We start from the raw sequence: 25889 nt of genomic DNA, 5'->3' as shown, positions 1-25889 counted from the left end.
ATTCACTCCTGGGAAAATGAGCATCGGTATGGTATTTTGAGAATAACCATAAAAAGGAAGGGTGTTAGGCATGGAATTGAAACCTTATGAACAAACAATCATTGGCACGCTGGGAATAGAATTCACTGAGACTTCCGCAGAACGTGTAATTGCAACAATGCCGGTAAATGCATCAACGCATCAACCGTTCGGGTTGCTTCACGGCGGGGCATCTGTCGTACTGGCAGAATCAGTGGCGAGTGTCGGAACGTGGAATTTAATCGATCAGGAAAGTGAAATTGCTGTAGGGCTGGAAATCAACGCCAACCACATCCGGGGGAAAGCTTCTGGAGTCGTAACAGCAATAGGCACACCGCTCCATAAAGGGCGGAGTACGATGGTGTGGGATATTAAAATCGTGGATGAAGAAGAAAAATTGATCTGCGTTTCCCGTTGCACAGTCGCTATTATGCTAAAAAACCGGTAAGGGATTTTTCTTTCGCCGAATTCTCTGAAATTTTTTGGAACTTTTCTGGAAGTCGCACGTATAGTTAAAGTAAGAGAGTGTGCGACAGGGGGTACGGGAAATGCGATGGGCAAAAGGGATAGCAATACTTGCGGCATTCATGCTGTCAGCGTGTTCAGCGGAAGCGGGAACCGAAATCACCACAATTGAAACTGTGAAAGAAAATGACCTGGCGGAGTTGAGCGCAACTTATGTAGGGGATAACTCACGGGTCTTGGGCATTGTCCAGGAATTACCCGGTGCCGAAACGCTGAAGGAATTGAATTTGCAAGGTGAAAAGGTCCGAATTACATACGGCACTAAAAAAGGTTCGCTGCCGCAAGGCGATATCTTGGCTTATTGGTTCGATGACAATAAAGGCATGGAGAAAAACTTCCTATACAATACAGTCTACCTAACGCTTCTTGTGCCAAATTCCAGTTCATACTCATTCCGCATCGACGATTTTTCTTTCGCCATTGAGAGAGAAGAAATGGTGGAAATCCTGTCCGAAGAGTTCTTGGATTTCCCAGCAGGCGACGAGGCCTGGGACCAGGAAGTGGTGGAAGTTTTCATTGAAGACAATCGCAGAGAGATTGAGGGATGGGTCGAATCCGGCGCAGTGCGCAAAAAAATTTTCTCTGAGCATCCGGTCATTTATATTTCAAACTGAAACCGCCTGTCTGTCAGGCGGTTTTTTTGTTGCCTAAGAGGGTACTCCGATAGGTAATGGGATAAAATATGCAGCGGGATTCAGAGAAAGGCAGTGTGGTGTTATGAAAGCGGAACTAATCCAGGCAAGCATCAGCCTCTTTGTGGAAAAAGGGTTTAGTGCGACGTCTATCCAGGACATTGTGGACAGGGTCGGAGTGACAAAGGGGTCATTCTATTATCATTTTAAAAGCAAAGAAGGACTGTTGATGCATATCCAGTCTTCTTATATCGCCGACTTGCTCAGAAGGCAGAATCAGATTCTGGAAAGCGGGCAAAATGCGAAAGGCAAACTGGTGAAGGTTGTGGAACTGCTTATCCGGGATATCGAGGAGCAAGGTGAAATAGGCAAAGTCTATTACCGTGAAATTCGCCATTTGTCTCCAGAGAATGCAGCTATTATCAGGCACCAACGCGCTGAGTTCCGGAACAAGATCGAGGCGGTTGTCAAAGAAGGGATTAAGAGCGGTGAATTCCGCATCGGGCTGGAGCCGAAAATGGCGACTTTCGCAATACTTGGCGTCACCAACTGGAGCTATCAATGGTTTAATCCTTCAGGTACGCTGTCTGTGACTGAGCTTGCATTTATGCATACAGACTTTATCTTGAATGGCATGCTCGCTGAGAAGAAATGACTGTGTCCAGCGCTAATGAAAACCCCTCAAATCAAAGGATTTGAGGGGTTTTTTCCGGCTTCAAGTTCAAGCAAAAATCGTTTCAGCTCCAAACCTCCACGGTATCCTGAAATGGCACCGTTCTTGCCGATGACCCGGTGGCATGGCACGGCAATGAGCACAGGATTCGCGCCGATTGCTGTACCGACAGCCCGTATGGCAGTTGGTCTGCCAACGAGCCCGGCGATTTCGGAATATGGAACGGTCCGTCCGAAAGGGATCTGCTGCAATACCTTCCAGACGTCGCGCTGAAAGGGTGTGCCTTTGGCATCAATCGGCAAGGTGAAAGAAGATTCGGCACCGCTGATGCAGTCAAGCAATTGCTTGCGGTAGGGTTCCAATGCTTGCCCGCTCTCTTCTAAGTGGCAGCCGGGGAAGCGTTTTTTTAAATACTCGCTGAAATGTTCAAAAGATTCTCCTGGCGACCCAACATAGCAAAGCCCGTCGCGGGTTTTGGCGATATAAAGTGACCAGTGGCGGCTTTCAAGCATTGACCATTCAATCAGAGTGTCCATTGGGCATGTCCCTTTCTGTTATATGAAATGATTTCCGATACCGGGCTGGCGTAAGCCCGGTCTTTTTCTTGAAAAAGGTAATAAAGTAAGCGGTGCTGCCGAATCCAGCGGTGCTCGCGATTTCTGCGATCGGCAAATCGCTGGCCTGCAAGAGCTGAAGTGCTTTTTCAAGACGTTTCTGCTGGGTGTAAGCCAAAGGCGATTGGCCCTTAAAATGCGTGAACAGGCGCTGCAAATGATACGGGCTGCCGTGGAAAGTTTCCGCTAATGTTTCCAAAGCCACAGTCTCGGTGAAATGGGAGTCAATCCACTCGGCCACTTGATCAATCCATTCTTCAGCGGGAAGATTCAAGCCGTCCGGCCGGCAGCGTTTGCATGGACGGAAATTTTCGTCGAGCGCAACAAAAGCGTTTTTAAAAATGCGGACATTTTCTCTTTTAGGGAGGCGTGATTTGCATGAAGGGCGGCAAAAGATGCCTGTTGTTTTGACGCCGTAGAAAAATTGGTCGTCAAAAGAATCATCATTGTCCACAATCGCTTTCCAGAAAGTATCCGGGACCAGAATCGGTTTCAGTTTGGCCATGATGTCTTCACCTCTTCTACAGTATATACCTTTTCGTTGGTGCAATGAGGTTTGTTGGATGAGAAAGCAAGATTACGAAACTCAGAAAAATTTAAAAAGATTTTCCAGTTTTATCAGGTCTGATTAGGGAATAAAAGGACTAACACCAAAGAGGAGGGATTACATGGCTAGAGACAAAAACAAAGACGAATTGAAAGACAATGTGCTCGAACATGAATTCAGAGAACAAGCCCAGGAGTCGATGGAAGAAGTTCGTTTCTCACATGGTAAAAAGGAAGAAACCGAAACAGACGAAAAAGATCAAAAATGATTCCTTAAACAATGCAATCCCGCTTGCCGATCTCTGGCGTGCGGGATTTTTGCTTGCGAGAATAGTGCGAAAGCAGGATTTATGGGCAGAACTGCAGGTGGCGTTCACTTTTGCTCGGCAGTTGATTTTATTTTTCAGGTTGTCAGGTTATACTAAAAAGAAAAATTGAAAGTTGGGACATGGATGCCATTTACGGATTTGTCGATAGCTGCTGGCGCTAAAATGCTGCCAATACAGGAAATTGCAGAACGTGCGGGAATTTCAAAAGATGCTCTGGAACTTTACGGAAACTTTAAAGCGAAGATTAATGTCAATTCATTGCCTCCGGCGGGAGCTCTTGGGAAAGTCGTCCTTGTGACGGCAATCAGCCCAACCCCTGCAGGTGAAGGGAAATCGACAGTGACGGTCGGTTTGGCGGATGCTTTCAACCAACTGGAAGAATCAGTTGTAGTGGCACTCCGAGAGCCTTCACTTGGGCCGGTCATGGGTGTCAAAGGAGGGGCCACTGGCGGAGGTTTTGCACAGGTGCTGCCGATGGAAGACATCAATCTTCACTTTACAGGAGATATCCACGCCATCACGTCAGCCAATAATGCATTGGCGGCATTTATCGACAACCACTTGCACCAAGGAAATGAATTGTCCATCGATCCGAGGCGAATTACGTGGAAACGTGCGCTTGATATGAACGACCGGGCGCTGCGCCATGTGACAATCGGGCTTGGAGGCCCTGCTCAAGGCGTGCCGCGTGAAGATGGCTTTGATATCACGGTGGCTTCTGAGATTATGGCTGTGCTGTGTCTTGCAACATCAATGGACGACTTGAAAGAGCGCCTTGCACAGATGGTCATCGGCTATACGTACGGACGGGAGCCGGTAACCGTGCGCGAACTTGCAGTGGAGGGCGCATTGGCGCTATTGCTGAAAGATGCCTTCAAGCCGAACTTGGTGCAGACGATCGAAGGGACGCCGGCATTGATCCACGGGGGACCGTTCGCGAACATTGCCCATGGCTGCAATTCCTTGGTGGCGACGAACACGGCCCGCCAATTAGCGGACATTGTAGTTACGGAAGCTGGTTTCGGAGCAGATTTGGGTGCTGAGAAGTTCATGCACATCAAATCGAGAAAAGGCGGCTTCCATCCCGATGCAGTGGTCATCGTGGCCACTGTGCGTGCGTTGAAAATGCATGGCGGCGTTGCAAAAGGCGACTTGGCGAATACAGATCCGGATGCGGTTCGCCGCGGAATGGTCAATTTGGCAAAACACATTGATACCATCCGCCAGTTCGGCATCGAACCGGTGGTTGCTCTGAACCGCTTCGTCGGAGATTCAGAAGGCGAACTTGCAGAGATTATGGGATGGGCAGAAGCGCAGAACGTCGCGATTGCCATGACCAATGTCTGGGCTGAAGGCGGAAAAGGCGGGATTGAGCTGGCGAAATTGGTAAAACAAGAGCTGGAACGCCCAACTAATTTCAAATTCCTCTACAACGAAAGCGATGAAGTAGAAGAAAAGCTGCGTGCCATTGTACAGAAAGTTTACGGCGGCACAGATGTCCAGTTATCGGATAAAGCACAAAAGCAATTGCTGGAGCTGAAGAAATACGGGTGGGATGAATTGCCGATTTGCATGGCGAAAACACAATATTCGTTATCTGACCAGCCGAAACTTTTAGGCCGCCCGGAAGGGTTCACCATCACGATCCGTGAAATCATCCCGAAACTGGGCGCTGGATTCCTTGTTTGCCTGACGGGAGATATCATGACGATGCCGGGCTTGCCAAAACTGCCGGCCGCTCTGAATATGGATGTCGACTCAGAAGGCAAAGCAGTCGGGCTGTTTTAATAGAAGCATGGCCAACGAACATAGGGTTTCATTGATTGACTTTGTCGAACGCGGATCCTCGCTTTATATTCAACTGGCGGTATACGACGCAGAAACCGAGCGTCAATTTCAGGAAGAAGTGCGGTTTTTGGGCGATTTGCTGTATGGCGAATTCGTCCATCCACAGCATTCGCCATTATCAGACGGCTGCCGGCAATACGTCATCGCCTATTTAAAAGACCGCTTCAATCGCTGAAGCGGTCTTTTTGCGCGCCGTTCAATCGCTATGCGGTGAAATTGTAGACAATATTCAGATGAATGTGATAGAAAAGCCGGATTTATGCTACTATATGGAAAATAGGATGTGCGGTTTTGATGGGCTTAAATTGCTGAGAGGATGTGTTTTCATGAAAATACAATCAACGCAAGAAGAACGGAAATCACTTCGGCTAACGGTTTACAATGGCGGTTTCGGGTTGGTGAAAGAAGTGCGGTTGCTTGAGTCATCCGAACCGGCATCAGAAATCCAGTTCATGGATATCGCGGAGCATATCGAGGCGGATTCGGTCATGGTCCGGGGCCTTCAAGTGCTTGAGCAGAATTATGATTATGACTTGGCTGATGGGCAAAAGCTGCTCGCAAAATACATCGGGCAGGTCGTGACGGTTCGCAATCAGGAAGCTGGCGAAGAAATGGCGATGCGCCTGTTGAGTACGTCGGACGGCATCGTTGGTGAACGCACTTATAATGGTGAGATTCTCATCAATCCGCCAGGGGGCTTAGTCTTGCCAGCATTGCCGGATGGGATTTTCCTGAAACCTTCATTGATTTTCCAAATTGATCCGATGCCCTTGCGGCAAGAAATCCAAGTCTCTTATATGACGAAAGGGATTGAATGGGAGGCATCTTATGTTGCTGAAATCGCCAGCGAAACGGTCAGCCTCTCGGGGTGGGTCAAGCTGCGCAATGATACCGGAACCAACTTTCCGGATGCGGCGTTCAAATTCATTTCCGGTGAAGTGAACCGTTATGAAACGCCACATCTGTTCCGTGAGTCGAGTTTCATGCAGCAAAAAAACATGGACGCCGACCTGCCGTTCGAAGAACATGGCTTCGCTGACTACCACGCCTTTACACTGGAACGGCCGGTCACGCTAATGAATGGCCAATTAAAGCAAATCAATTTCATGCGGATGGAAGGCGCGAGTTTCAAGAAAGCTTATGTGGTTGAACGGAACAGCAGACAGGCGGCCGTGAAGCTGCAGTTTAAGAACAGCAGCGCCAACGGTTTGGGCATTCCGCTGCCGAAGGGGCTCGTGAAAGTTTTTGAGCAGGACACGGACGGAGAACTGGAATTTGCCGGAGAAGATTTTTTGGAGCATACGGCAAATGGGGAAACCGTGTCGCTGAAAATCGGGCAAGCAGTGGACATTTTGTCGGAAAGCCGAGAAGCGCTGCGCGAACGGCGCGGCAATTTGGAAGTTGTGACGTGCATCTACGAAGTGAAGAACAAAAAACAAGAAGGTGTGAAGATCGATATCGACCATGAGATTTTCGAAACCTTGTGGAAGATGGAGTCATCATCGCACGATTACGAGGTGAAAAGTTCGCGGATTGTTGAATTCCGCGTGTGGGTGGGCGCAGGGAAATCGGTAGCAGTGGAGTTCACATATGTAGTGGACAAAGGCAGCGAAGAAAATCCGCGGCCCCTGTAAAGAGCCTGATGGAAACTAAAGGAGGAAAAAGCATGGAATTCCTGAAAGTGGATGGCAAGATTGAACCCGGAAAACTGGCATTGAGCATAATGGTGCCGGTTGTCGGAGGTTCATTAGCCGGCGCGTTCGCAAACTGCAATACTCAAGAAAAGTATGCTGAATTGAAAAAGCCTTCTTTTTCCCCTCTGCCTTGGATTTTTCCGTTGGCCTGGACTGCTTTATACACTTCCATGGGAGTTGCAAAATACCGGGCGGCGGAAAAATCCGCATCGAAAAACGAAGCGAAGAAAGTGCTGCTTCCCTACAATCTGCAATTGGGCCTGAATTTTCTGTGGTCATTCCTTTTCTTCAAATGGGGGCTGCGCGGCACAGCGTTTGCGGAAATGGCATTGATGCTCGCGGCAATAACTTGGACGACGTATGAATTTTATCAATACGATCAAACGGCCGGGGCAATCTCATGGTCCCTTACATCGCCTGGGTGGCATTCGCAATGGGCTTGAAAGCTTCGATTTGGAAGCTGAATAAATGAAGGATAAGGAAAGGGGGCGCTGGGAAACTTCCAACGGCTTTTTGTTGTTCAGCGGCTTGCTAGCATTTGATAAAATGGAGAAAATTGTATACAGTTTCTTACATAAGGATTATTATTTTTCATGAAAAGGGGAATGGAAACATGTTCAAGAAAATGGCTGCAGACGCTTTAGGATTATCGGATGTCGGGAAAATCATCGACCCACAGGACTATGACAAGACAGACGCTGACGATTATGTCATGCATGAAGACCAGGAAAAAATCTTTTTCCTGATTAAAACCAAAGCGGATGAATACTGCTTTACGAACCTCGCCTTGATTCACGTTGACGGCGAAAGCGCAATGTCTTCAAAGCGCACCTTGAGGCGCTACCCATATTCCCAGCATTTCATTTCGGATGTCTTTATGGAAACAGCAGGGAAAATTGATCTGGACGTTGAAATCGGCTTTAAACTTGGCCAAATTCCGTTCAAGATCGATGTTCAAAAAAATCAGATTGAGAAATTGACGGACCTTTACAAATCGCTGCTGCGTATTGCGGAAATCACTTATGAAAACAAAATCTTGATTTCCATGGCCAATGAAAGCTTGGACAAAGCTGTCGTCGTGCTGCAGAATTCGCGTCCAAACGATGTCGCTTTGGATGTGCAGTATTCCAAGCTGACCGACTTCGGCTTTACGTGGATGTCATCGGTACGCAACCAATACCACGTCAAAGACTTTGGCGATGTGTTCGAAAAGTATATCAATAATTGATCTGCAAAGAGTCTTCCGTCCAACAATTGGCGGCAAGGCTTTTTTTTAGCTTAAGCTATGATTAGGCGAGGCTGCCGGCCGCATGATACACTGTGCGATATCGGGAAGCGTTTCCGAAATTTGATGAAATTATGGCGATGCCATAGCTCTTTTCGAGATTGACTGAAGTTTTTTGATGCAGGTTCCGAGAAAAAAGATTACAATTAAATTTGCTTATACCGAACAGTGAATAAAGTGGGAAACATTCCAGATGCCATTGGGCAGAATCAGCTTTTGGGTGAATTGGATCAGGAGGAGAAATTATGTTAAAAGACGTATTTATCGGTTTATCAAAAAACCAATTTCTAACCAGTGCGGCCAAAAAATATGGCCTTAAATTAGGGGCGCAAACTGTTGTAGCGGGAGTGGATATCGAAGAGACGATCAAAAGCATCCGTGAATTGAATGCGAAAGGCATCAGCTGCACAGTTGATAACCTAGGAGAATTTGTTTTTGAAAAAGAAGAAGCCCTCAAAGCGAAAAATAGCATTTTGGAAGTTATTGAAAGCATTCATTCAAATGGAGTAGATGCGCATATTTCCTTAAAACCTACCCAAATCGGCTTAGACATCGATTATGATTTCTGCTATGAAAATTTACGTGAAATCGTCGATGCGGCAAGCAAGTATGATATGCACATCAATTTGGACATGGAAGATTATGGACATTTACAACCTTCATATGATTTGATGGATACTCTTCTGAAAGATTACAACAATGTCGGAACGGTGATCCAAGCTTATTTCTACCGGGCAATGGACGATATTGAAAAGCATAAGGATCTTCGGCTGCGCATCGTCAAAGGCGCTTACAAAGAGCCCGTTGAATACGCTTACCAAACTGCAGAAGAAATCGATGCGAATTTCATTAAGCTGATTGAATATCATTTGCTTCATGGGAAATTCACGTCCATCGCGACGCACGATCACAACATCATCAACCACGTTATCGACTTCGTGGAAAAGAACAGCATTTCGCGCGACAAATTCGAATTCCAGATGCTTTACGGATTCCGTAAAGACATGCAATTGGACTTAGCGAATAAAGGCTATCATTTCTGTGTCTATGTGCCATTCGGCGACGACTGGTACGGCTATTTCATGCGCCGCTTGGCAGAGCGCCCGCAAAACTTGAATCTTGTTGTTAAACAAGTGTTCACCAAACGCACCAACAAGGCGATTGGCCTGGTTGCGGGAGCATTCCTGCTCGGCCGCATGACGAAAAAAAGCAAAAAAAGAAGATAAGGAAAAGGATGGCCCATAAACCGGGCCATCCTTTTTTTGTTATTCTTGGAGTTTTCGTTTGCCAAAAACGAAATAAAAATAGCTTGCGGAAATCAGGTAGAGGCCGGAAGTGATGGTGAAAGCGTAGGCATATCCCCAGTAGGATCCAAATGCAATCACCAGGCCAGCCGCGATTGGCCCCATTGTAGCCCAGCCGATATTGAACACTACTTGGTTGGCGGAGTTGGCGAGCCCTTTGTATTTATCATGGACGACTTCCATCGCAATGGCGCTTTGGATAGGATTCCCGGCATTCATCAATGCTTGGCGCAGCAGAAAGCCGAGGGACGCCAGCAACAGCGAAGTTGTATAAGCCGTTAAAATGAGAAACGGAATCGACAGCAACTGAAATAGGAGCATCGCTTTCACTTTTCCCACTTTCGCAACCAGCAGCGGCCCGATCAGCATCGCCACGACGGTCATCGCGGAGCCGAAAGCCAGTATAAGGCCAATATATGAATTCGAAGCATCAAAGCGATTGGCGAAATAGAGATTCAAATAAGGCACGACCAAACCTGAGCCCAGCCCGATCAGCAGGCTGGCAAAAGAGAAGTGGAAAATAGCCACCAGGTTTTTCTTTAAGCCGGCATCGTCGATGTCAATGTCGATGCGCGTATTCACTTTTTCTTTCAAAGGTGGTGGCTTGTTGTCCAACCGCAGCAAAGGAATAAGCCCGGCCGTGTAAAGAAGGGCGCCGACAAACAACGACCAGCGGATGGCATCTACCGCATTCATTGCCAAAAGCCACTGGAAAATATCTGACACTGCGCCGCCCAACAGGCTTCCTGCTACATTTGCCAACGTCATCAAGGCAAAATAGACGCTGAACAGATGGACGCGCTCTGAGGATTTGGAATGCTCGGCGAGGAACGGGATCCCGGATACCTGTACGAATGCCATGAATAATCCTGTGAAGAAAGCAGCAGCCACCAATTGTGTTTCGCCAACTGCAAAGCTGCGGTAGAACAATGTTGCAGCACCGGCCGCGCCCCCGCCGAGAAGCATCCATTTGCGGCCGAATTTATCGCTTAGGAATCCGGCTGGAATCAGCATGATCGCTGCGGCTGCGGCAGTCATGGAAATGACGTTGCCGTTCACCGTTTCGGGCATGCCCAGCTCTTTTATGTAGAGATTATACATGACCATGAAGACACCCAAACCGCTTTGTAGCAGGACATTCGCCAGCATAAACAATTTAATATTGCGGTTGAAGGACAAGATTTTCATTTTCCATTCGTTTGCCCAAAGAATCATTAAGGTTCACCCATTTCGGTACGTAAATATTTCGCTTATCTAAATATATGACTTTCCATCCTGTAAATCAATGCCTGATTTTCAGCGTGGTAGCCTAAAGCGAAAAATGCAGATTTGAAAATTGAAGAGAGCACGCATCCATCCCTTATGAAATGAGAAGAAACCTAATTGGCGTCTGCAAATGGTAGACTAGAAGCATAATCAGTTATAAGGAGGATGTTCATGTATCGTACAATTTTGACGCCAAGGGTATCAGAAACAGATGCAGTGGGCCATATCAACAACACCGCTCTCCCGGTCTGGTTCGAGGCTGCGAGAAATCCGCTGTTCCGTCTGTTCACTCCAGACCATGATTTTGCCAAATGGAAACTGGTCATTGTTAAAACGACTTTGGAATTTGTTGGGCAAATATATTTCGGGGAAGATGTGGAAATCCGAACCTGGGTCAAAAACATCGGCAATAGCAGTCTAGAGCTTTACGAAGAGCTGTATCAAAAGAATGAGTTATGCGCAAAAAATACAGTGGTCTATGTAAATTATGATTTGGAAAGGCAAAAATCTGAAAGCATTCCTGACAGCCTCCGCAAGGAATTGGAAAGCCATCGATACGAAGAGCAGCATTAATGCAGTCTCGAAGCATCTCTAAAAAAGGAATCCCTGAAAGCTTGTTTATGCGCTTTCAGGGATTCCTTTGCTATTTACTGAGGCGTAGAATGCGAGGCTAGGAATGACAATGTCTTATCGAAAGTCGCCTGTGCTTCTTCGGTATGGAGTGTGAATTGATATTGGTGGCCTAGTCCTTTGCCGCTGCCCTCGAAAAACACATCGTCAACGGCAATGCCTGTTGCTTTCAAAGTCTCGGCAAGCTCAACCGACTGGGAAGCCAGGCGGTCAGCATCGCCAGCACTGATAAATGTAGGCGGGTAAGCCTCAGTCACATGATCGACCGTCGATAACTCATTGATGCGGCTGAAGGCTTCAAAGCGCTCGGTACCCGTATAAGTGTTCAAAAACAGGTCAATGCGCGGGTAAGCGGTGGCTCTGACTGTTTCCATATTGTATAAACCACAGAAAAGAATCGTGCCGCGCAGTGTCTCAGGATCAATGGCCGGGTTTATGCCAACTGCAGCGGCCAAGGCTGGATTGGTTATGGTTGCCGCCATCTGGCTGGAAATCTGCGCACCAGCGGAATCACCGCCGATAAAAATGCGGGACATGTCGCCGCCATACTTGGCTGCATGCACTTGCAGGTATTCAAGGGCTGCGTTCGCTTGGATGATTGGTCCGGGATACAATTGCTTGGGTGCAAGGGCATAATCGATGTTGGCCACTACATAGCCAGCGTCAGCTAATGCCATGCCGTAATGCTTGCGCATGTTTTTCGTGCCGCCAATATATCCGCCTCCGTGGATCCACAGGACGACAGGAAGCGCTTCATCAATTGTTTCCGGATAATAAATGTCCATGACACTGTCTTCAAGGGGGCTGTAAACCAGGTTTTCTGCTGCTAAGACCTTATCTTCAATAGCTGCAAGATTTGGCGGAGCGGTGTAGACAGAAGAGCTGGCTGTTTTTTGGGAAGCGGATGCGTCAAAAGAAGTTATGAATAATTCCGAAATGACCATTACCAGCATCACAGCGATAAAAGAGAAAGAGATTATCCGTTTATGGAGGCTTAAGTTTTTATGCAGGCTGGCCATAGTCCACTTCCTTTACTAGGTAAAATTACTTTTAAATATTTATCCTATCTTATCTAGGAGTATAGGAGGGAAGATAGGGTCTATTGAACTAATTTAAGTGATACAAATAATTTATTTGATAATTTTGATAAGATTCAATTCTGCAGATGCCGGGTATTGTGAGTTGAACGCAAAAAGAGGAAGTGGGAAAAATGTTCGGATTAACAGATTTGGTGGCTTTGGTCATATCAGCATTCATTATTTTACCGGTAGTTGTTTTCATAAGAGAATTGGGATATTTGGTCATCAGCCCAATTGTCGGTGTACAGAATCCGCGCCTCACAATCGGCTCAGGGCCGCGAATTATGAGGTTTTGGATATTCGATATTAGAAAGTACTATCATTTATATAGCTGGTACTCATACGATTCGCTGAAAAGAACAAGCCGTTTTGCATATGTAGCATTATACGCCAGTCCAATACTGATTAATGTCATAGTAGCTGTCATTATTAACGCCATGCTCGCAAACGACATGTTGCAAGATTATGCAACATTCTGGAGCCGGTTCATCTTCTACGCCTTTTATTTTGTGCTATTTGATATAGTGCCGATGAAAACCGCCAATGGTAAGCCCAATAACGGCATGATCATTTACGAAATGCTGCGTTACGGAAGACGTACCGATTACAACGATGAACCGTTTTTGCCATCGACATCAGAGGTGGAAGAAGAATACCAGCAAGAAATGGAGAAAGTAGAAGAGATTAAAGAACGTGAAATGGAAGAACAGGAAGAGAAGGAAGAAGAAATTAAAGAGCTGAAAGAAGCATTAAAGAAAGAAGGAAAGAATGTGTAAGAAGGTTACCGGTCTTGCCCAAAAATTCGGGGTACTGGGTGGTTGTTCACTATCTTGAATTCGAGATATCATGATGATAAAATAAATCTATAGCAAAAGTAAGGGAGCTGATTGTTTATGGCAAAACAAATAGAAGGCATTCACCATATCACCGCCATTGTAGGAGATGCGCAGGAAAATGCTGATTTCTATGCAGGTGTGTTGGGGTTGCGTTTAGTTAAGAAGACCATTAATTTTGACGATCCCGGAACGTATCATCTTTATTTCGGGAATTCTTTAGGCGAGCCGGGGACCATCATCACATTTTTCCCTTGGGGAAATGCCTACAAAGGGAAAATCGGCGACGGGCAAGTCGGCGTGACATCCTATGCTGTTCCATCAGGTGCCTTGGAATTTTGGGAAAAGAGATTGGCTAAGTTCGAAGTAGCGGTTGAAAAAGTTGAGCGCTTTGGCGAACATTATTTGGCTTTCAATGATCCGCACGGTCTGCAACTGGAGCTGGTTGAACGCGCAGAAGGGAAGGCGAACGACTGGAAGTTCGGTGAAGTGACGCCGGAAACAGCAATCAAAGGCTTTGCCGGCGCTGTTTTGTACACGTCCAACGCTGAAAAGACTGCTGAGCTTCTCCAAACGGCAATGGGCCTCCAAAAAATTGGCGAAGACGGCGGCGTGCTGCGTTTCCGCTCTCCGGCTGAACTCGGGAATACAGTCGATGTAAAATTGGCATCTGTCGGAATCGGGCAGATTGGTGTCGGAACAGTCCATCATATTGCTTGGCGGGCAAAAGATGATAAAGACCAGCTGGACTGGAAGCATCATATTGAAGCTTATGGTCTCGGTGTAACACCTGTACAAGACCGGAATTATTTTAATGCCATCTATTTCCGTGAATACGGCGATTTGTTATTTGAAATCGCGACAGATCCGCCAGGTTTCGCAGTGGATGAAACACAGGAGGCAATGGGGCAAGACCTGATGCTGCCGCCTCAATACGAACAATACCGCAATCGGCTGAAGCAGGATCTTGCTCCGCTCGTGATCAGAGAAGTGGAATAAAAGAAAAAGCGCATTTCGGAAGCTTGGCTTCCGAAATGCGCTTTTTTATTTTGAGACGAGGCTTTTCAACGCAAGGTTGATGTTTTGTGGACGCTCTGCCAGGCGACGCATGTAGTAGCCATACCAGTCTTCTCCGAACGGTACATAAACGGTGAATGTGTATCCTTCCTGTGCCAATTGCTTTTGAAGTTCAGTACGGAAACCGTAAAGCATCTGGAACTCGAAACGGTCAAGCGGGATATTGTGTTCTTTGACGTAGCGTTTTACTTCATCGATGATCACGTGGTCGTGGGTTGCGATCGACGTAAAGCCCGGCTGCTGCAAGCGGATTTTGATCAGCTTCAAATAATTGCTGTCAATGTCCTGCGCGCTTTGGAAAGACACTTCTGAGATTTCCTTATAGGCGCCTTTAACCAAGCGCAAACGGACATTTTTCAGAAGCTCTAAATCTTTTTCAGAACGATACAGATAAGCTTGGATGACAGTGCCGACGTTATCGAATTCCTTTACCAGTGCGTGGAGGATATCGAGTGTCGGTTGAAGATGGCTGTAATCTTCCATGTCAATATTGATGAAAATTGCGTAACGCGCTGCCGCTTCGGCAATTTCACGCATATTTTCCAAGCAAAACTTGTGATCGACATCTAACCCGATCTGAGTTAGCTTAACAGACATATGCGCGGAAACACCATGTTGCTGGATGGCTTCCAAGGTGGCCAGGATATTGGTCTTCGCTTCCAGCGCTTCTTCTCTGCTATAGACGAATTCGCCCAAATTATCTATTGTGGCGCTGATTCCGTCCGCATTCAATTCTTTGACCGATTTCAGCATGCTGTCGATATCCGTGCCTGCTACCACTTTGCTGGCGCCCAATTTGAGCCCCCATTTTTTTGCCCCGCTATTCAAAACCTGGTTCTTTGACAAAGCAATAAAAAAGTCTTTAGTTAACCCCACTTTTTTTCCTCCTATACTTTTCGGATGCCTGAAGCCTCCCGAAATAAAAGACGCAGCTGCCGCCATGATTTCTTATTTAATACATGAGTTTGGTAATCTGCTGTTTTGCTCTTCGTCCATTAGGCGAAACGCCGGCGAAGAATCGTTTTACAGCGTTGTCGGAAAGGGAAAACGTTTACAGAATCCCACTTCTTATTATAGTCGATGGGTGCTCTTCCTCCTAACTTTAAATCGCCCCGGATGAAATTGAAAGATATGGACGGTTCCCGTATACTGGGAGAAGACGGAATATTCTAAATGAAATACAGCTTGAGGGGGCGGATGGATGCAATATTTTTTGACGGGGTCATATTCCAGAGCTGATGAGCCAGGAGTCAAGCTATGGCAGTTCGATCCGGCGGACGGGAGTTTGACAGAAAAGACAGGGGCAGGGGGAGTGGAGCGGCCCTCATACTTGGCGTTCCACCCAGCTGGTGAAATATTCATTACCTGCAGCGAAACGGATAGCGGGGAACTTGTGTCGTGGCGTTTCGGATTAGTAGCCGAAACGTTAACGGAAATCAGCCGACAGCCGTCTAATGGTGCCCATCCGGCACATGCCGCTGTTGATGAATCAGGCAAATGGCTGCTGTCTGTTAATTATTCCGGAGGCAATGTAAATGTCTTTCCGCTGGATGAGGATGGAGTGATCGGCGCTTTGGCAGATTCAGCCAAACATGAAGGAGCGGGGCCGAATGAACTGCGGCAGGATGCAGCCCACCCACATTCCGTTTCCCAAATTCCGGGGACACAGCTGTTTCTAGTACCGGATCTAGGCATGGACAAAATTCACATTTATAAAATGGACCGCCAAAACGGCAAGCTGGAACATCAGCGTATTATTGAAACGGCGCCCGGTGCAGGGCCCCGCCATGTGGCTTTCCATCCATCTCTGAAGGTTTTTTACGCGTTGGAAGAACTGAGCTCGACGCTTGCGGTTTATGGAATCAGGGAAGGGGCGGGCATCGACAAGCTGCAGGCCCTATCGCTCGTGCCCAAACGCTGGCAAGGGCAGAATACTAGCGCAGAACTGGTGGTCTCGGAAAACGGCAGATTCCTGTATGCTTCAAACCGCGGGCATGACAGCATTGCCGCTTTCTCGATCGAAGAAGATGGAACATTGAATGCATTGGGATTCGCAGAAACCGGGGGTAAAGGGCCGCGCCATTTCGCCTTGGCCCCTGGCAATGAATGGCTTATCGCCGCCAATGAAAAATCCGGGTCTCTGACGGTGCTGAAGATTGACGATGCGGGAATGCCGCAGCTTCATGGCAAACCGGTCCATACGAAAGCGCCGGTTTGTATAAGGTATGCGGGAACACGCTGAAAAAAGTGGTGAAGGGCTGGACTGAATATTGGGATTGGATGCTTGCCGACAGCGGAAAAAAGCGGACAGCCGTTTCGCTGTCCGCTTTTGTTCTTACCAATCAGGCGTGCCATCTTTCAGAATTTCCAGCTCTTTCAGGAAATCGATGAAGAAGCTGTCATGATTGCCTTGAAATGCCTTTTCTGTACAAGCGGTGTCAGGCGGGTAGCCGAGTTCACGCGCTTGTTGGAGTGTACTGTCTTCGATGAAATTAGTGGGATCTGATTCTTCAAAGCATGAAGGAGCGATGTATGTGCGGTATGTGTGTTCCAATACCACACGCTCATTAGGTGACGGATTATTTTCCCGCGGCAAGAAAAGCAAAGCAATCAAGGCTGCGGACACCAGGATAATAGCGGCACCCCATACAGTTTTCTTGTTCAAGGCCTATTCCTCCGCCAGCAGGATTTTTGCGTCAGAGATAATATCTTCGACAACAGGATTGACGCCGTTATAGCTTTTCATGACGACTCCGTTTTTATCCACGAGATAGAATTCCGTGCCGTGGAGCACTTGGTCGGAATCTTCCGGTTTTCTAGCGATAGTGCGGAAATTTTCCATAGCGAATTTGTCGATGGACTGTGGGGTGTAGCCAGTCAGTAAATTCCACGATGCTAAGTCGGCACCGTAATTTTCAGCGTAGGATTTCAATTCTTCCGGTTTGTCGACAAGCGGATCTACACTGAAAGATACGATGTTAATGTCGAGGCCCTCTTCTTTGAATTGCTTTTGCAGCTCGACCATATTCGAAGTCATGGGCAAACACACAGTCGTGCAATTCGTGAAGATGAAATCAGCCAACCAGACTTCGCCTTCTAAATCTGCGAGGCCGAATTCTTCGTTTTCCTGATTCGTATAAGTGAAATCTTCTATTTCCCAATTAAGGGGGTCTTCAATGCCATTGCCGCATCCGGCGAGCACAAGGGGCAGCAGCAAGAACGCAATAATCCAGAATTTTTTGCTCAATTGATCCAGATCCTTTCTATTATTAAACACGCATGCCTTAAGGGTAGAACAATATCCGCCATCGGACAAGACCTTGAAATGCTTTTTATGTGTAAATATTAAGAACGCAAAGTGAAGAAGAATCTGCTCCTTGCTTCCTATAATTTCAATACTTTTTTAAATTCCGATTTTTTACAAGGATTTATTGCCTATTGTGCAGAATACTATTATCTATATATTTGCTGTATTCTGGGGTGCATTTAAGGTGCAATCAGGGTATAGACATGTATACCCGCAGCAGTCAGATTAGGGGGCGCAGCGGCGCTTAAAAATGGAATCGAAAGCGAATGAACAGAGTCCGGAATATGGGATGACGATGCGGATAATATGCGCCAGTTTTGGGAGGTGTTTTTTTGGGCAATGGCAAAACAGAGCTAACGGATGAAAAATTAGCAGATTTCCACAATGGGCACATGATGGACGCTTATTTATATTTTGGGTCTCATGCTTATCAAGATGAAACAGTTTTCGTCGTTTGGGTACCGGGCGTAAAGCGTGTCTCGGTTCTTTGTAGCTCTGTTGCAGGGGAACTGGACGATCGATACCCGATGGAACATCATCCGAAAGATGTCAGCATTTGGCAGGTCCGGATACCCCGGAGAATGGCAGATGCCGTTTACGTATATGAAATCGAAACCCTTCAGGGGGAAATCTTGACGAAATCCGATCCTTTTGCCCGCGCCGGGGAAATCAGGCCGGCTAATCGTTCCGTAGTTGCTGGAAGTTCCAAGCACGAATGGTCCAAATCGGCGTTGAATTACAAGACGATCCAGTCCAAAGGGCATTTTGAAAAACCTATGGCGATTTACGAACTGCACATCGGCACATGGAAAAAAGCAAAAGACGGAAAATTCCTGACTTACCGTGAATTGGCAGGTGAATTGATTCCTTATATTAAAAGGCAGGGATTCACCCACATTGAAATCTTGCCGATCACCGAGCATCCGCTCGATGAATCGTGGGGCTATCAGACAACCGGCTATTTTGCGCCGACAAGCCGATACGGATCAAGGGATGACTTGAAATTTTTCGTTTCTAAATGTGCGGAAAATGGAGTCGGTCTTTTTCTGGACTGGGTGCCAGGGCATTTTTGTCAAGATATTCACGGACTCGCATTGTTCAACGGCACTGCTCTCTACGAGGATTCTCGCGAGGGGCGGCGGTTCAACCCGGAATGGGGCACATTGAACTTCGATGTTCGGCGTGGGGAAGTTGTAAGCTTCCTGTTATCAAGCGCAAATTATTGGCTGGAAGAATTCAAGTTTGACGGGTTCAGGATGGATGCGCTAATGAAGCTGCTGTATGTGCCGAATGACGAGGGCCGGGTTCCCAACGAAGAAGGGGTATCTTTTTTGAAGAGATTGACGACCCGCTTGCGCCAGCAGCATCCCGCAGCGCTTCTCATTGCCGAAGATGCCTGGCATTATCCGAAGGTAACCGGCGAAGTCGAAGATGGCGGGATCGGCTTCCACTATAAATGGAACTTCGGCTGGATGCACGACACGCTAGGCTATATGCAGACCCCATCCACTGAACGGAGAGATATCCACCATATGTTGAGTTTCGCATTGACCTATTATTACGAGGAACGCTATATCTCAATCTTTTCGCACGACCAAGTGGTGGATGGCCAAAAATCTTTGCTCCATAAGTTTCCAGGAGATTTGGAAGAGAAGTTTCAGCAATTGCGTTTACTGCTTGGTTTTTGGGCAGTTCATCCCGGAAAGAAATTGCTTTTCATGGGACAGGAATTCGGGCATGACGAAGAATGGACATTCCAGCCTGAGTTGAATTGGTTTTTATTCGACTATAAAGCCCACCGCCAGATAGCGCTGTTCACCAAAGAGTTGCTGATTTTCTACCGGACGGAAAAAGCGATGCATGAGCTTGATGATGTCCGGGATGGATTCTTGTGGTTGGATCCGCATAATCATGAGCAAAGCGTTCTTGCGTTTATCCGCAGGGGGCGGGCTCCGGCAGATGAATGTATCATCGTCTGTAATTTCTCGGACCGCAGCTATAGCAAATTTGAAGTGGGGGTCCCTGCTGATTTCCCGTACGAACAAATTTTTACGACGAATGACACCGCTTATGGCGGCAAGGAACCGCGGCTCGGAACTGTCCATAATGCCCGCGAAAAGCCTTGGGATGGACAGGATTATTCCATAGCCATCGACTTGCCCGCTTATACAATGAGTGTTTGGAAAACAAAAAAAGATAGGAGTGGATGAACTTGAAAAACAAAGTAGTTGCCATGCTGCTGGCTGGCGGCCAGGGAAGCCGTTTGAAATCATTGACTTATAATATCGCGAAGCCGGCGATTCCATTTGGCGGAAAATACCGGATTATCGATTTTCCTTTATCGAATTGCGTCAACTCGGAGATCCACACGGTCGGTGTGCTTACCCAGTACCAGCCCCATGTACTGCACCGCTACATAGGGCTTGGAACACCTTGGGATTTGGACAGAAGAAGCGGCGGCGTAACCATGCTGACTCCATATGCGGAAATGGACGGCATCAAATGGTATAACGGCACCGCCAATGCCATTTACCAGAACTTTACTTATTTAATGGAACAAGACCCTGAATACGTCCTCATCCTGTCCGGTGATCATATTTACAAAATGGATTACCAAAAAATGCTGGATTTCCATAAATCACATAAAGCGGATGCCACTATTTCGGTCATTGAAGTACCATGGAATGAAGCAAGCCGGTTTGGCATCATGAATACAGATGCTGACTTGAATGTCACGGAATTTGTTGAAAAACCAAAAGAGCCAGAAAGCAATTTGGCTTCGATGGGCGTGTATATTTTTAATTGGCAAAAGTTGAAAAAATATTTGACTATAGATGATGCCAATGAAAACTCTTCCCATGACTTCGGAAAAAACATCATTCCGTTGATGCTCGAAGCAGGCGAAAAATTAGTCGCGTATCCATTTAAGGGCTATTGGAAAGATGTCGGGACTGTTGAAAGCCTGTGGGAGGCGAATATGGATTTGCTGGACGCCCATTCAGGTTTAAATTTGCATGATCCGGGCTGGCGAATCTTTTCCTCCAATCGGCAATTGCCGCCTCAAGTTGTGACGGAAACAGGAGAATTGCAGGAAGTCTTTGTCAACGAAGGCTGCGTCATTGAAGGCAAAGCCGAAAAATCGATCATTTTCCAGGAAGTCCACATTGAACAAGGCGCATCCCTTTACGAGTGCGTTGTCATGAACCGTGTAGTCATCGGTTCTGGTGCGAAATTAGCAAGAACGATTATCCCGCCTGGCCTGATGATCCCGGAAAACTTTGAAATTGGCGATCCAGAAGGAGAAATCATCCTTTTGACGCAAGAGATAATCGATGAATGGAAGGAGAGTGCGGAAGTATGAAATTAGTTGCAATCATTGATGCCACTGTAAAATTGCCGGGTCTGGAAGATTTGACCTTATACCGGTCAGCTGCGTCCATCCCGTTCGCTGGGCGATACCGGCTCATCGATTTCACTTTATCCAACATCGTCAATTCGGGCATCACATCCGTAGGCGTTTTCCCTTCTTATCCGTTTGTTTCGTTGATGGACCATATCGGAAGAGGGAAAAGCTGGGACCTTGATCGCCGGAAAGACGGTCTATTCTTCTTGCCTGTGTCCACTAAAGACAGTGGCCAAATGAGCGTAGGGGGATTTGCAGCGCTGGAAGAGCATATGGTCTTTTTCGAAAGAAGCCGCCAGGAATACGCAGTGATCACAAACTGTTTTACGGTTTCCCAAATAGATTATGAAGACATGTTGGAATCGCATATCGAGTCCGGTGCGGATGTGACGGAAGCGGTGAGCAATGGCCAGCCGCTTAGAAGCTATATCCTGAAGAGAAGCCTGCTCATTGAGTTTTTGAAGAACTACCGCCAAAACCAGGTGTTCAGTGTGGAAGATTGTGTCAGAAGGAAGAAAAGCAGCTATAGATTCGGTGTCTATGAATACAAGGGCTATTGCGCTGTCATTGATTCTATCGACAGTTATTTCAAAGCATCCATGGATTTATTGGAGCCGGAAAAACGCAATGCACTGTTTCTGCCGGAACGTCCGATTTACACAAAAGTGAAAGACGAACCACCTACGCGTTATATGAAAGGTTCTTCAGTGAAGCGCGCGTTAATGGCAAATGGGTCGACGATCAGAGGGACTGTCGTCGACAGCATCATCAGCCGGGCTGTCGTTATCAAGGAAAATACGAAGGCTGACCATTGTATCATCATGCAGAAATGCACGATTGAAGAAAATTGCGATTTGGCCTATGTCATCGCTGATAAAAATGTCTTTATTGAAGCGGGGACAGTACTTAAAGGCACAGCGGAAGAGCCGATTGTGCTGCGCAAAGGGGAACGGATTTTGAAGGAGGAAGTCAGATGAAAATTGTAATGGCGGCCGCAGAATGTGTGCCTTTTGTAAAAGCGGGGGGCTTGGCAGATGTATTGGGTGCCTTGCCGAAAGCGCTGGTGGAAATTGGCTGTGAAGTGACGGTCGTCTTGCCGAAATACAGTTTGATCCCACAAGAATACCAAAAGGAATTCACGTTGGGAGAAGAAGTGGAAGTGCCTTTCAAAGGGCAGAATCACCGTTGCCGGACCTTCAGCTATGAGCTGAAAGGAGTCGACTACATCTTCGTTGAAAACGACGCCTATTTTGATAGGGATCTGATTTACCGCCAACCGGACGACCATACGCGTTTCGCGTTCTTCAGCCGCGCAGTACTGGCAATCGTAGAAAACCAGAGAGAGCAAACGGACATTTTGCACTTGCACGATTGGCACACGGCCCTTATCCCATTCCTGATGGAGAAAGATTCGTGCTACAAGGCGATGAACAAAAAAATAAAAACCATATTGACCATCCACAACTTGCAATTCCAAGGAAATTCGCCGAAAAGCGTATTGACCGAGGAATATGAAATGGATGGCGCGTATTACGAGGACGGGACCGCCGAGTGGAAAGGATATTTTAATATCCTGAAGACGGGAATTTTGTTTGCTGATCAAGTGACGACTGTCAGTCCGACTTATCGAGATGAAATTTTGACTGCCCGCTACGGCGAAGGGCTTGAAACTTTGCTGCAGGAGAAGGGCGAAAGCCTCGTTGGCATTTTGAACGGGCTGGACACCGAGTTCTACAATCCGGCTACCGATTTGGTGATTGAAATGGAATACGACGAAACTTCGATGGAAGGAAAAGCGATCAATAAGCGCGCCGTCCAAAAAAGATTCAAGCTTCCGGTACGGGGGGATATTCCGTTATTGGCTATCGTTTCCCGGCTCACAAAACAAAAAGGGATGGACGTGTTGCAGGAGCTGCTGCCGAAGCTGTTGAAGGAAAGGGATGTGCAATTCATCTTGCTGGGATCTGGTGATGAAGAAGTTGCTCAGCTTTTCAAAAGCCTAGCCACAGAGTTTCCTGAAAAAGTGGCTATATACATCGGCTTTGATGAGGACCTCGCCCATCTCCTCTACGCGGGAGCCGATATATTCCTGATGCCATCTCATTTTGAACCGTGCGGGCTGAGCCAGCTCATTTCGATGCGTTACGGCACTGTCCCCGTCGCCAATAAAACCGGTGGATTAAAAGACACGGTAGTCGAATACGACGTCGCAGCACAAACTGGCAATGGATTTTTAAGTGATTTTTCTGCGAATGAAAGCTTTGAAGAAGCTTTGGAGCGGGCGTTGGAGTTGTATCAGAACCCGGAACATTGGGAAGTCATCAAAAAAAATGGCATGCAGCGCGATTCTTCATGGAAGCGTTCTGCGGAAATCTATGCTGAGGCCTATAATGTGATTGCCGAAAGGTGAGGATGGGGATGTTCAGTTCAAAAGAGCGGTTCAAAGAGAGTTTTGTGGCGCGCCTCGAACAACGGGAAGACAAAGAGTCCCTGCAAACTGTTTATTCGGTTCTAACGGCTATGGTGAAAGAGTGGACGTATGATGACTGGGAGAAGACGAATCAACAATACAAAGATCAGAAGCGCAAGCAATTATATTATTTTTCCATTGAATTTTTAGTGGGGCGGATTTTAGGACAGAACCTGATGAATTTGGATGTGCATGGATTCGTAGGGGAAGGTCTGAAAGAACTTGGCTTCGACTTGCATGCCATCGAAGAGCTGGAGCCTGAACCCGGTTTGGGTAATGGGGGTCTTGGCCGCCTGGCTGCTTGCTTTATGGATTCATTGGCTTCTCTCCAACTGCCGGGGCATGGCTGCGGCCTGCGCTATAAGGGCGGTTTGTTCACGCAGATTTTCCACGACGGGTTTCAAACAGAACAGCCGACTGTCTGGATTGAGGAAAAAGAGGGTTGGGGCATCAGAAGAGAAGAATTGTCGTTGGACATCCCTTTTTTCGGTTTCATTGAACCCGGCCTTGAAAGCAATCTGTTACAACCTGTTTTGAAGGACGCGGAATGGATCAAAGCGGTGCCGTATGATTATCCGGTTGTCGGAGCTGCGGGAAAGACTGTAAACACATTGCGTCTGTGGCAAGCGGAAGTGTCTAGCCGCCCTTTGCCTAAAGGCAAACAGCGATCGCTGTATGAGCAGGAAATCGCTGCGGTGACCGACCGGCTATATCCTGATGCTTCCTTAGATGCGGGAAAAATACTGCGCCTCAAGCAGCAATATTTTCTATGCAGCGCCTCGCTCCAGACAATCGTCAAAAATCGCGATTGCCCACTAAGTGATTTAGCGCGACATGTCGCCATTCAAATCAATGACACGCATCCAGCACTGGCGATTCCGGAGTTGATGCGCATCTTAATGGATGAAGAAGGCTTGCAATGGGAAGAAGCATGGGGGATTGTGACCCATACGTTTTCCTATACGAACCATACAATCCTTGAAGAGGCTTTGGAGAAATGGAGCAGCTCTTTGCTGGAACGGCTATTGCCGAGAGTGTATATGATTATCCAGGAAATAGACCGCCGCTTCAAAGAAAAAACCCAGCAGGAGCCGTTAGATGAGTGGCGGCGCAAAAAGCTTGCCATCATTGAAAATGGCGTCGTTCATATGGCGACGCTCGCTGTGGTAGGCAGTTATAAAGTAAATGGCGTCGCTAAACTGCACACCGAAATTCTGAAAATGCGTGAAATGAAAGAACTGAACGATCATTTTCCCCACAAATTCCATAACATCACGAATGGCATTGCCCATCGACGCTGGCTCTTGAAAGCGAATCCGGAGTTGTCCGGATTAATCACGTCGGCTATCGGGGATGAGTGGATCCGTGAGCCGATCAAATTGCATAAACTCAATCGTTTCAGCCAGGATCCGGCATTCCTCCAGGATCTTCAAGCGGTAAAGCTTGCCAAAAAGCGGCAGCTGGCAGATTACATTAAAACGCATCAGGATATTATTGTGGATCCTGAATCAGTATTTGATGCTCAGATCAAGCGAATCCATGGCTATAAACGCCAATTGATGAACATCCTCCATATTCAGATGCTTTATAACCGCATCTTAAGGGATCAGTCATTCCGTCCTTACCCTCGGACATTCATTTTTGGGGGCAAAGCAGCCCCTAGCTATCATTACGCCAAACAAGTGGTAAAACTCATCAACACCATTGCAAAACAAGTCAATAACGATCCGTTGGCGAAAAAGCACCTCCACATCGTATTTATTGAAGACTATAGCGTCAGCAAGGCGGAAAAAATCTTTCCGGCATCGGATGTCAGTGAACAGATATCGACTGCTTCGAAAGAGGCGTCAGGCACCGGCAATATGAAATTTATGATGAACGGCGCCATAACTTTAGGAACCTTTGATGGCGCAAATTTAGAGATTGTGGAACAAGTCGGGGAAGATAATGCATTCATTTTCGGATTGACTGCCCGGCAAGTGATGCAATTTGAAAAAGAACAAAGCTATTATCCGCCGGATATCATCCAGCACGAGCAGGACTTGCAGCTAGTAATGGCACAATTATTGGACGGCGGCCTCTCGGACGGTGCGGAAAATATATCCGCAATCCGAAACCAGCTGGTCGACTGTAATGATCCGTTCTTCGTACTGAAAGATATCCTGCAGTACGAAAAAGCCCATGAGCGATTGCTCAGTACCTTTGAAAACAGCCAGGCTTGGCAGGAGATGTCTGTAGTCAATATTGCGCAATCCGGAATTTTTTCAAGCGACCGCACTATACAGGAATACTCGGATGAAGTATGGCAACTCAGCAGGGTGTCAAGCAACCTTTTATAGCGGGAAGGAGGTTAAGT

Annotated in this window: 27 protein-coding genes; 20 read left to right on the top strand and 7 right to left on the bottom strand. The window is 47.0% G+C overall.

Translation table 11 applies throughout. The features are described from left to right. The first annotated feature begins 70 nt into the window (after window positions 1-70). The 3 genes from AC4EHJ_RS14065 to AC4EHJ_RS14055 all read left to right on the top strand — a co-directional run bounded on the left by AC4EHJ_RS14065 (window position 71) and on the right by AC4EHJ_RS14055 (window position 1830). Window positions 71-466: a hotdog fold thioesterase gene (locus tag AC4EHJ_RS14065; protein WP_490976256.1), complete on the top strand. Its 396-nt coding sequence runs from the start codon at window positions 71-73 to the stop codon at window positions 464-466. Between the two features lie 100 nt (window positions 467-566). Beyond that, the gene (locus tag AC4EHJ_RS14060) at window positions 567-1157 is read left to right on the top strand and encodes a DUF4825 domain-containing protein (RefSeq protein WP_490976255.1); all 591 of its coding nucleotides are present in this window, start codon (window positions 567-569) and stop codon (window positions 1155-1157) included. A gap of 103 nt (window positions 1158-1260) precedes the next feature. Next, window positions 1261-1830: a TetR/AcrR family transcriptional regulator gene (locus AC4EHJ_RS14055; RefSeq protein WP_490976254.1), complete on the top strand. Its 570-nt coding sequence runs from the start codon at window positions 1261-1263 to the stop codon at window positions 1828-1830. Window positions 1831-1856: 26 nt separating this feature from the next. On the opposite strand, the gene AC4EHJ_RS14050 is transcribed toward AC4EHJ_RS14055, so the two are convergent. Then, window positions 1857-2384, bottom strand: coding sequence for a methylated-DNA--[protein]-cysteine S-methyltransferase (locus AC4EHJ_RS14050; protein ID WP_490976253.1), 528 nt, complete (start codon window positions 2382-2384; stop codon window positions 1857-1859). Beyond that, a complete protein-coding gene (locus AC4EHJ_RS14045) occupies window positions 2368-2967 on the bottom strand; it encodes a bifunctional transcriptional activator/DNA repair enzyme AdaA (RefSeq protein ID WP_490976252.1) in 600 nt (199 codons plus the stop codon). The genes AC4EHJ_RS14050 and AC4EHJ_RS14045 overlap by 17 nt, the downstream gene beginning before the upstream one ends. Window positions 2968-3130: 163 nt before the next feature. Here AC4EHJ_RS14045 and AC4EHJ_RS14040 point away from each other — a divergent pair, with 163 nt between their 5' ends. The 8 genes from AC4EHJ_RS14040 to AC4EHJ_RS14005 all read left to right on the top strand — a co-directional run bounded on the left by AC4EHJ_RS14040 (window position 3131) and on the right by AC4EHJ_RS14005 (window position 9390). Then, window positions 3131-3277 (top strand): hypothetical protein, encoded by a 147-nt coding sequence (locus tag AC4EHJ_RS14040; protein ID WP_490976251.1) that lies wholly within the window; start codon window positions 3131-3133, stop codon window positions 3275-3277. Window positions 3278-3460: 183 nt separating this feature from the next. Beyond that, window positions 3461-5125, top strand: a complete 1665-nt coding sequence (locus AC4EHJ_RS14035) for a formate--tetrahydrofolate ligase (RefSeq protein ID WP_490976250.1) — start codon at window positions 3461-3463, stop codon at window positions 5123-5125. A gap of 7 nt (window positions 5126-5132) precedes the next feature. Beyond that, window positions 5133-5360 carry a hypothetical protein gene (locus tag AC4EHJ_RS14030; RefSeq protein WP_490976249.1) on the top strand — a complete coding sequence of 76 codons (228 nt, stop codon included), beginning with the start codon at window positions 5133-5135 and terminating at the stop codon, window positions 5358-5360. A gap of 151 nt (window positions 5361-5511) precedes the next feature. Further along, window positions 5512-6819: a DUF4139 domain-containing protein gene (locus AC4EHJ_RS14025; RefSeq protein ID WP_490976248.1), complete on the top strand. Its 1308-nt coding sequence runs from the start codon at window positions 5512-5514 to the stop codon at window positions 6817-6819. 32 nt (window positions 6820-6851) lie between these two features. Continuing rightward, window positions 6852-7322: a TspO/MBR family protein gene (locus tag AC4EHJ_RS14020; protein ID WP_490976247.1), complete on the top strand. Its 471-nt coding sequence runs from the start codon at window positions 6852-6854 to the stop codon at window positions 7320-7322. Further along, window positions 7301-7351 (top strand): hypothetical protein, encoded by a 51-nt coding sequence (locus tag AC4EHJ_RS14015; protein WP_490976366.1) that lies wholly within the window; start codon window positions 7301-7303, stop codon window positions 7349-7351. Before AC4EHJ_RS14020 ends, AC4EHJ_RS14015 begins: the two co-directional genes overlap by 22 nt. Window positions 7352-7492: 141 nt before the next feature. Continuing rightward, window positions 7493-8107 carry a PH domain-containing protein gene (locus tag AC4EHJ_RS14010; protein WP_490976246.1) on the top strand — a complete coding sequence of 205 codons (615 nt, stop codon included), beginning with the start codon at window positions 7493-7495 and terminating at the stop codon, window positions 8105-8107. Between the two features lie 302 nt (window positions 8108-8409). After that, entirely contained in the window at window positions 8410-9390 is a 981-nt protein-coding gene (locus AC4EHJ_RS14005; protein ID WP_490976245.1) for a proline dehydrogenase family protein, read from the top strand. Window positions 9391-9429: 39 nt separating this feature from the next. On the opposite strand, the gene AC4EHJ_RS14000 is transcribed toward AC4EHJ_RS14005, so the two are convergent. Next, window positions 9430-10683 (bottom strand): MFS transporter, encoded by a 1254-nt coding sequence (locus AC4EHJ_RS14000; protein ID WP_490976244.1) that lies wholly within the window; start codon window positions 10681-10683, stop codon window positions 9430-9432. A 222-nt stretch (window positions 10684-10905) separates the two neighbouring features. Here AC4EHJ_RS14000 and AC4EHJ_RS13995 point away from each other — a divergent pair, with 222 nt between their 5' ends. Further along, complete coding sequence (locus tag AC4EHJ_RS13995; RefSeq protein WP_490976243.1) at window positions 10906-11307, top strand: acyl-CoA thioesterase; 402 nt, start codon at window positions 10906-10908, stop codon at window positions 11305-11307. 74 nt (window positions 11308-11381) lie between these two features. Here AC4EHJ_RS13995 and AC4EHJ_RS13990 read toward each other — a convergent pair whose 3' ends face one another. Continuing rightward, complete coding sequence (locus AC4EHJ_RS13990) at window positions 11382-12383, bottom strand: alpha/beta hydrolase (protein WP_490976242.1); 1002 nt, start codon at window positions 12381-12383, stop codon at window positions 11382-11384. A gap of 191 nt (window positions 12384-12574) precedes the next feature. Between AC4EHJ_RS13990 and AC4EHJ_RS13985 the strand changes: the two genes are divergently transcribed. Both AC4EHJ_RS13985 and AC4EHJ_RS13980 read left to right on the top strand, forming a co-directional pair. After that, window positions 12575-13219, top strand: a complete 645-nt coding sequence (locus AC4EHJ_RS13985) for a hypothetical protein (RefSeq protein ID WP_490976241.1) — start codon at window positions 12575-12577, stop codon at window positions 13217-13219. A gap of 117 nt (window positions 13220-13336) precedes the next feature. Beyond that, entirely contained in the window at window positions 13337-14275 is a 939-nt protein-coding gene (locus AC4EHJ_RS13980; RefSeq protein WP_490976240.1) for a ring-cleaving dioxygenase, read from the top strand. A 45-nt stretch (window positions 14276-14320) separates the two neighbouring features. Here the strand turns inward: AC4EHJ_RS13980 and AC4EHJ_RS13975 are convergent, their stop codons facing one another. Further along, window positions 14321-15229 carry a proline dehydrogenase family protein gene (locus AC4EHJ_RS13975; RefSeq protein WP_490976239.1) on the bottom strand — a complete coding sequence of 303 codons (909 nt, stop codon included), beginning with the start codon at window positions 15227-15229 and terminating at the stop codon, window positions 14321-14323. Window positions 15230-15554: 325 nt separating this feature from the next. Between AC4EHJ_RS13975 and AC4EHJ_RS13970 the strand changes: the two genes are divergently transcribed. Then, complete coding sequence (locus AC4EHJ_RS13970) at window positions 15555-16595, top strand: lactonase family protein (protein WP_490976238.1); 1041 nt, start codon at window positions 15555-15557, stop codon at window positions 16593-16595. Between the two features lie 93 nt (window positions 16596-16688). On the opposite strand, the gene AC4EHJ_RS13965 is transcribed toward AC4EHJ_RS13970, so the two are convergent. Together AC4EHJ_RS13965 and AC4EHJ_RS13960 are read right to left on the bottom strand one after the other, a co-directional pair. Continuing rightward, the gene (locus AC4EHJ_RS13965) at window positions 16689-17018 is read right to left on the bottom strand and encodes a hypothetical protein (RefSeq protein ID WP_490976237.1); all 330 of its coding nucleotides are present in this window, start codon (window positions 17016-17018) and stop codon (window positions 16689-16691) included. Between the two features lie 3 nt (window positions 17019-17021). Continuing rightward, window positions 17022-17600 carry an SCO family protein gene (locus tag AC4EHJ_RS13960; RefSeq protein WP_490976236.1) on the bottom strand — a complete coding sequence of 193 codons (579 nt, stop codon included), beginning with the start codon at window positions 17598-17600 and terminating at the stop codon, window positions 17022-17024. 392 nt (window positions 17601-17992) lie between these two features. On the opposite strand from AC4EHJ_RS13960, the gene glgB reads away from it, so the two are divergent. The 5 genes from glgB to AC4EHJ_RS13935 are packed head-to-tail and all read left to right on the top strand — an operon-like array spanning window position 17993 to window position 25872. Beyond that, window positions 17993-19870: a 1,4-alpha-glucan branching protein GlgB gene (gene glgB / locus AC4EHJ_RS13955; protein ID WP_490976235.1), complete on the top strand. Its 1878-nt coding sequence runs from the start codon at window positions 17993-17995 to the stop codon at window positions 19868-19870. Between the two features lie 2 nt (window positions 19871-19872). After that, window positions 19873-21021 (top strand): glucose-1-phosphate adenylyltransferase, encoded by a 1149-nt coding sequence (locus AC4EHJ_RS13950; RefSeq protein WP_490976234.1) that lies wholly within the window; start codon window positions 19873-19875, stop codon window positions 21019-21021. Continuing rightward, a complete protein-coding gene (locus AC4EHJ_RS13945; protein ID WP_490976233.1) occupies window positions 21018-22040 on the top strand; it encodes a GlgC family sugar phosphate nucleotidyltransferase in 1023 nt (340 codons plus the stop codon). The genes AC4EHJ_RS13950 and AC4EHJ_RS13945 overlap by 4 nt, the downstream gene beginning before the upstream one ends. Next, window positions 22037-23473: a glycogen synthase GlgA gene (gene glgA / locus AC4EHJ_RS13940; protein ID WP_490976232.1), complete on the top strand. Its 1437-nt coding sequence runs from the start codon at window positions 22037-22039 to the stop codon at window positions 23471-23473. The genes AC4EHJ_RS13945 and glgA overlap by 4 nt, the downstream gene beginning before the upstream one ends. Before the next feature lie 8 nt (window positions 23474-23481). Then, entirely contained in the window at window positions 23482-25872 is a 2391-nt protein-coding gene (locus AC4EHJ_RS13935; RefSeq protein WP_490976231.1) for a glycogen/starch/alpha-glucan phosphorylase, read from the top strand. Window positions 25873-25889 lie beyond the last annotated feature (17 nt).

The organism is Planococcus sp. TJ-301 (assembly GCF_058268475.1).
This window is presented reverse-complemented; position numbering and strand designations above follow the sequence as displayed.

Excerpts from the sequence above, each read along its gene's own strand:
- AC4EHJ_RS14065 (WP_490976256.1), top strand. The coding sequence starts at position 71 with ATGGAATTGAAACCTTATGAACAAACAATCATTGGCACGCTGGGAATA.
- AC4EHJ_RS14060 (WP_490976255.1), top strand. The coding sequence starts at position 567 with ATGCGATGGGCAAAAGGGATAGCAATACTTGCGGCATTCATGCTGTCA.
- AC4EHJ_RS14055 (WP_490976254.1), top strand. The coding sequence starts at position 1,261 with ATGAAAGCGGAACTAATCCAGGCAAGCATCAGCCTCTTTGTGGAAAAA.
- AC4EHJ_RS14050 (WP_490976253.1), bottom strand. The coding sequence starts at position 2,384 with ATGGACACTCTGATTGAATGGTCAATGCTTGAAAGCCGCCACTGGTCA.
- AC4EHJ_RS14045 (WP_490976252.1), bottom strand. The coding sequence starts at position 2,967 with ATGGCCAAACTGAAACCGATTCTGGTCCCGGATACTTTCTGGAAAGCG.
- AC4EHJ_RS14040 (WP_490976251.1), top strand. The coding sequence starts at position 3,131 with ATGGCTAGAGACAAAAACAAAGACGAATTGAAAGACAATGTGCTCGAA.
- AC4EHJ_RS14035 (WP_490976250.1), top strand. The coding sequence starts at position 3,461 with ATGCCATTTACGGATTTGTCGATAGCTGCTGGCGCTAAAATGCTGCCA.
- AC4EHJ_RS14030 (WP_490976249.1), top strand. The coding sequence starts at position 5,133 with ATGGCCAACGAACATAGGGTTTCATTGATTGACTTTGTCGAACGCGGA.
- AC4EHJ_RS14025 (WP_490976248.1), top strand. The coding sequence starts at position 5,512 with ATGAAAATACAATCAACGCAAGAAGAACGGAAATCACTTCGGCTAACG.
- AC4EHJ_RS14020 (WP_490976247.1), top strand. The coding sequence starts at position 6,852 with ATGGAATTCCTGAAAGTGGATGGCAAGATTGAACCCGGAAAACTGGCA.
- AC4EHJ_RS14010 (WP_490976246.1), top strand. The coding sequence starts at position 7,493 with ATGTTCAAGAAAATGGCTGCAGACGCTTTAGGATTATCGGATGTCGGG.
- AC4EHJ_RS14005 (WP_490976245.1), top strand. The coding sequence starts at position 8,410 with ATGTTAAAAGACGTATTTATCGGTTTATCAAAAAACCAATTTCTAACC.
- AC4EHJ_RS14000 (WP_490976244.1), bottom strand. The coding sequence starts at position 10,683 with ATGATTCTTTGGGCAAACGAATGGAAAATGAAAATCTTGTCCTTCAAC.
- AC4EHJ_RS13995 (WP_490976243.1), top strand. The coding sequence starts at position 10,906 with ATGTATCGTACAATTTTGACGCCAAGGGTATCAGAAACAGATGCAGTG.
- AC4EHJ_RS13990 (WP_490976242.1), bottom strand. The coding sequence starts at position 12,383 with ATGGCCAGCCTGCATAAAAACTTAAGCCTCCATAAACGGATAATCTCT.
- AC4EHJ_RS13985 (WP_490976241.1), top strand. The coding sequence starts at position 12,575 with ATGTTCGGATTAACAGATTTGGTGGCTTTGGTCATATCAGCATTCATT.
- AC4EHJ_RS13980 (WP_490976240.1), top strand. The coding sequence starts at position 13,337 with ATGGCAAAACAAATAGAAGGCATTCACCATATCACCGCCATTGTAGGA.
- AC4EHJ_RS13970 (WP_490976238.1), top strand. The coding sequence starts at position 15,555 with ATGCAATATTTTTTGACGGGGTCATATTCCAGAGCTGATGAGCCAGGA.
- AC4EHJ_RS13945 (WP_490976233.1), top strand. The coding sequence starts at position 21,018 with ATGAAATTAGTTGCAATCATTGATGCCACTGTAAAATTGCCGGGTCTG.
- glgA (WP_490976232.1), top strand. The coding sequence starts at position 22,037 with ATGAAAATTGTAATGGCGGCCGCAGAATGTGTGCCTTTTGTAAAAGCG.
- AC4EHJ_RS13935 (WP_490976231.1), top strand. The coding sequence starts at position 23,482 with ATGTTCAGTTCAAAAGAGCGGTTCAAAGAGAGTTTTGTGGCGCGCCTC.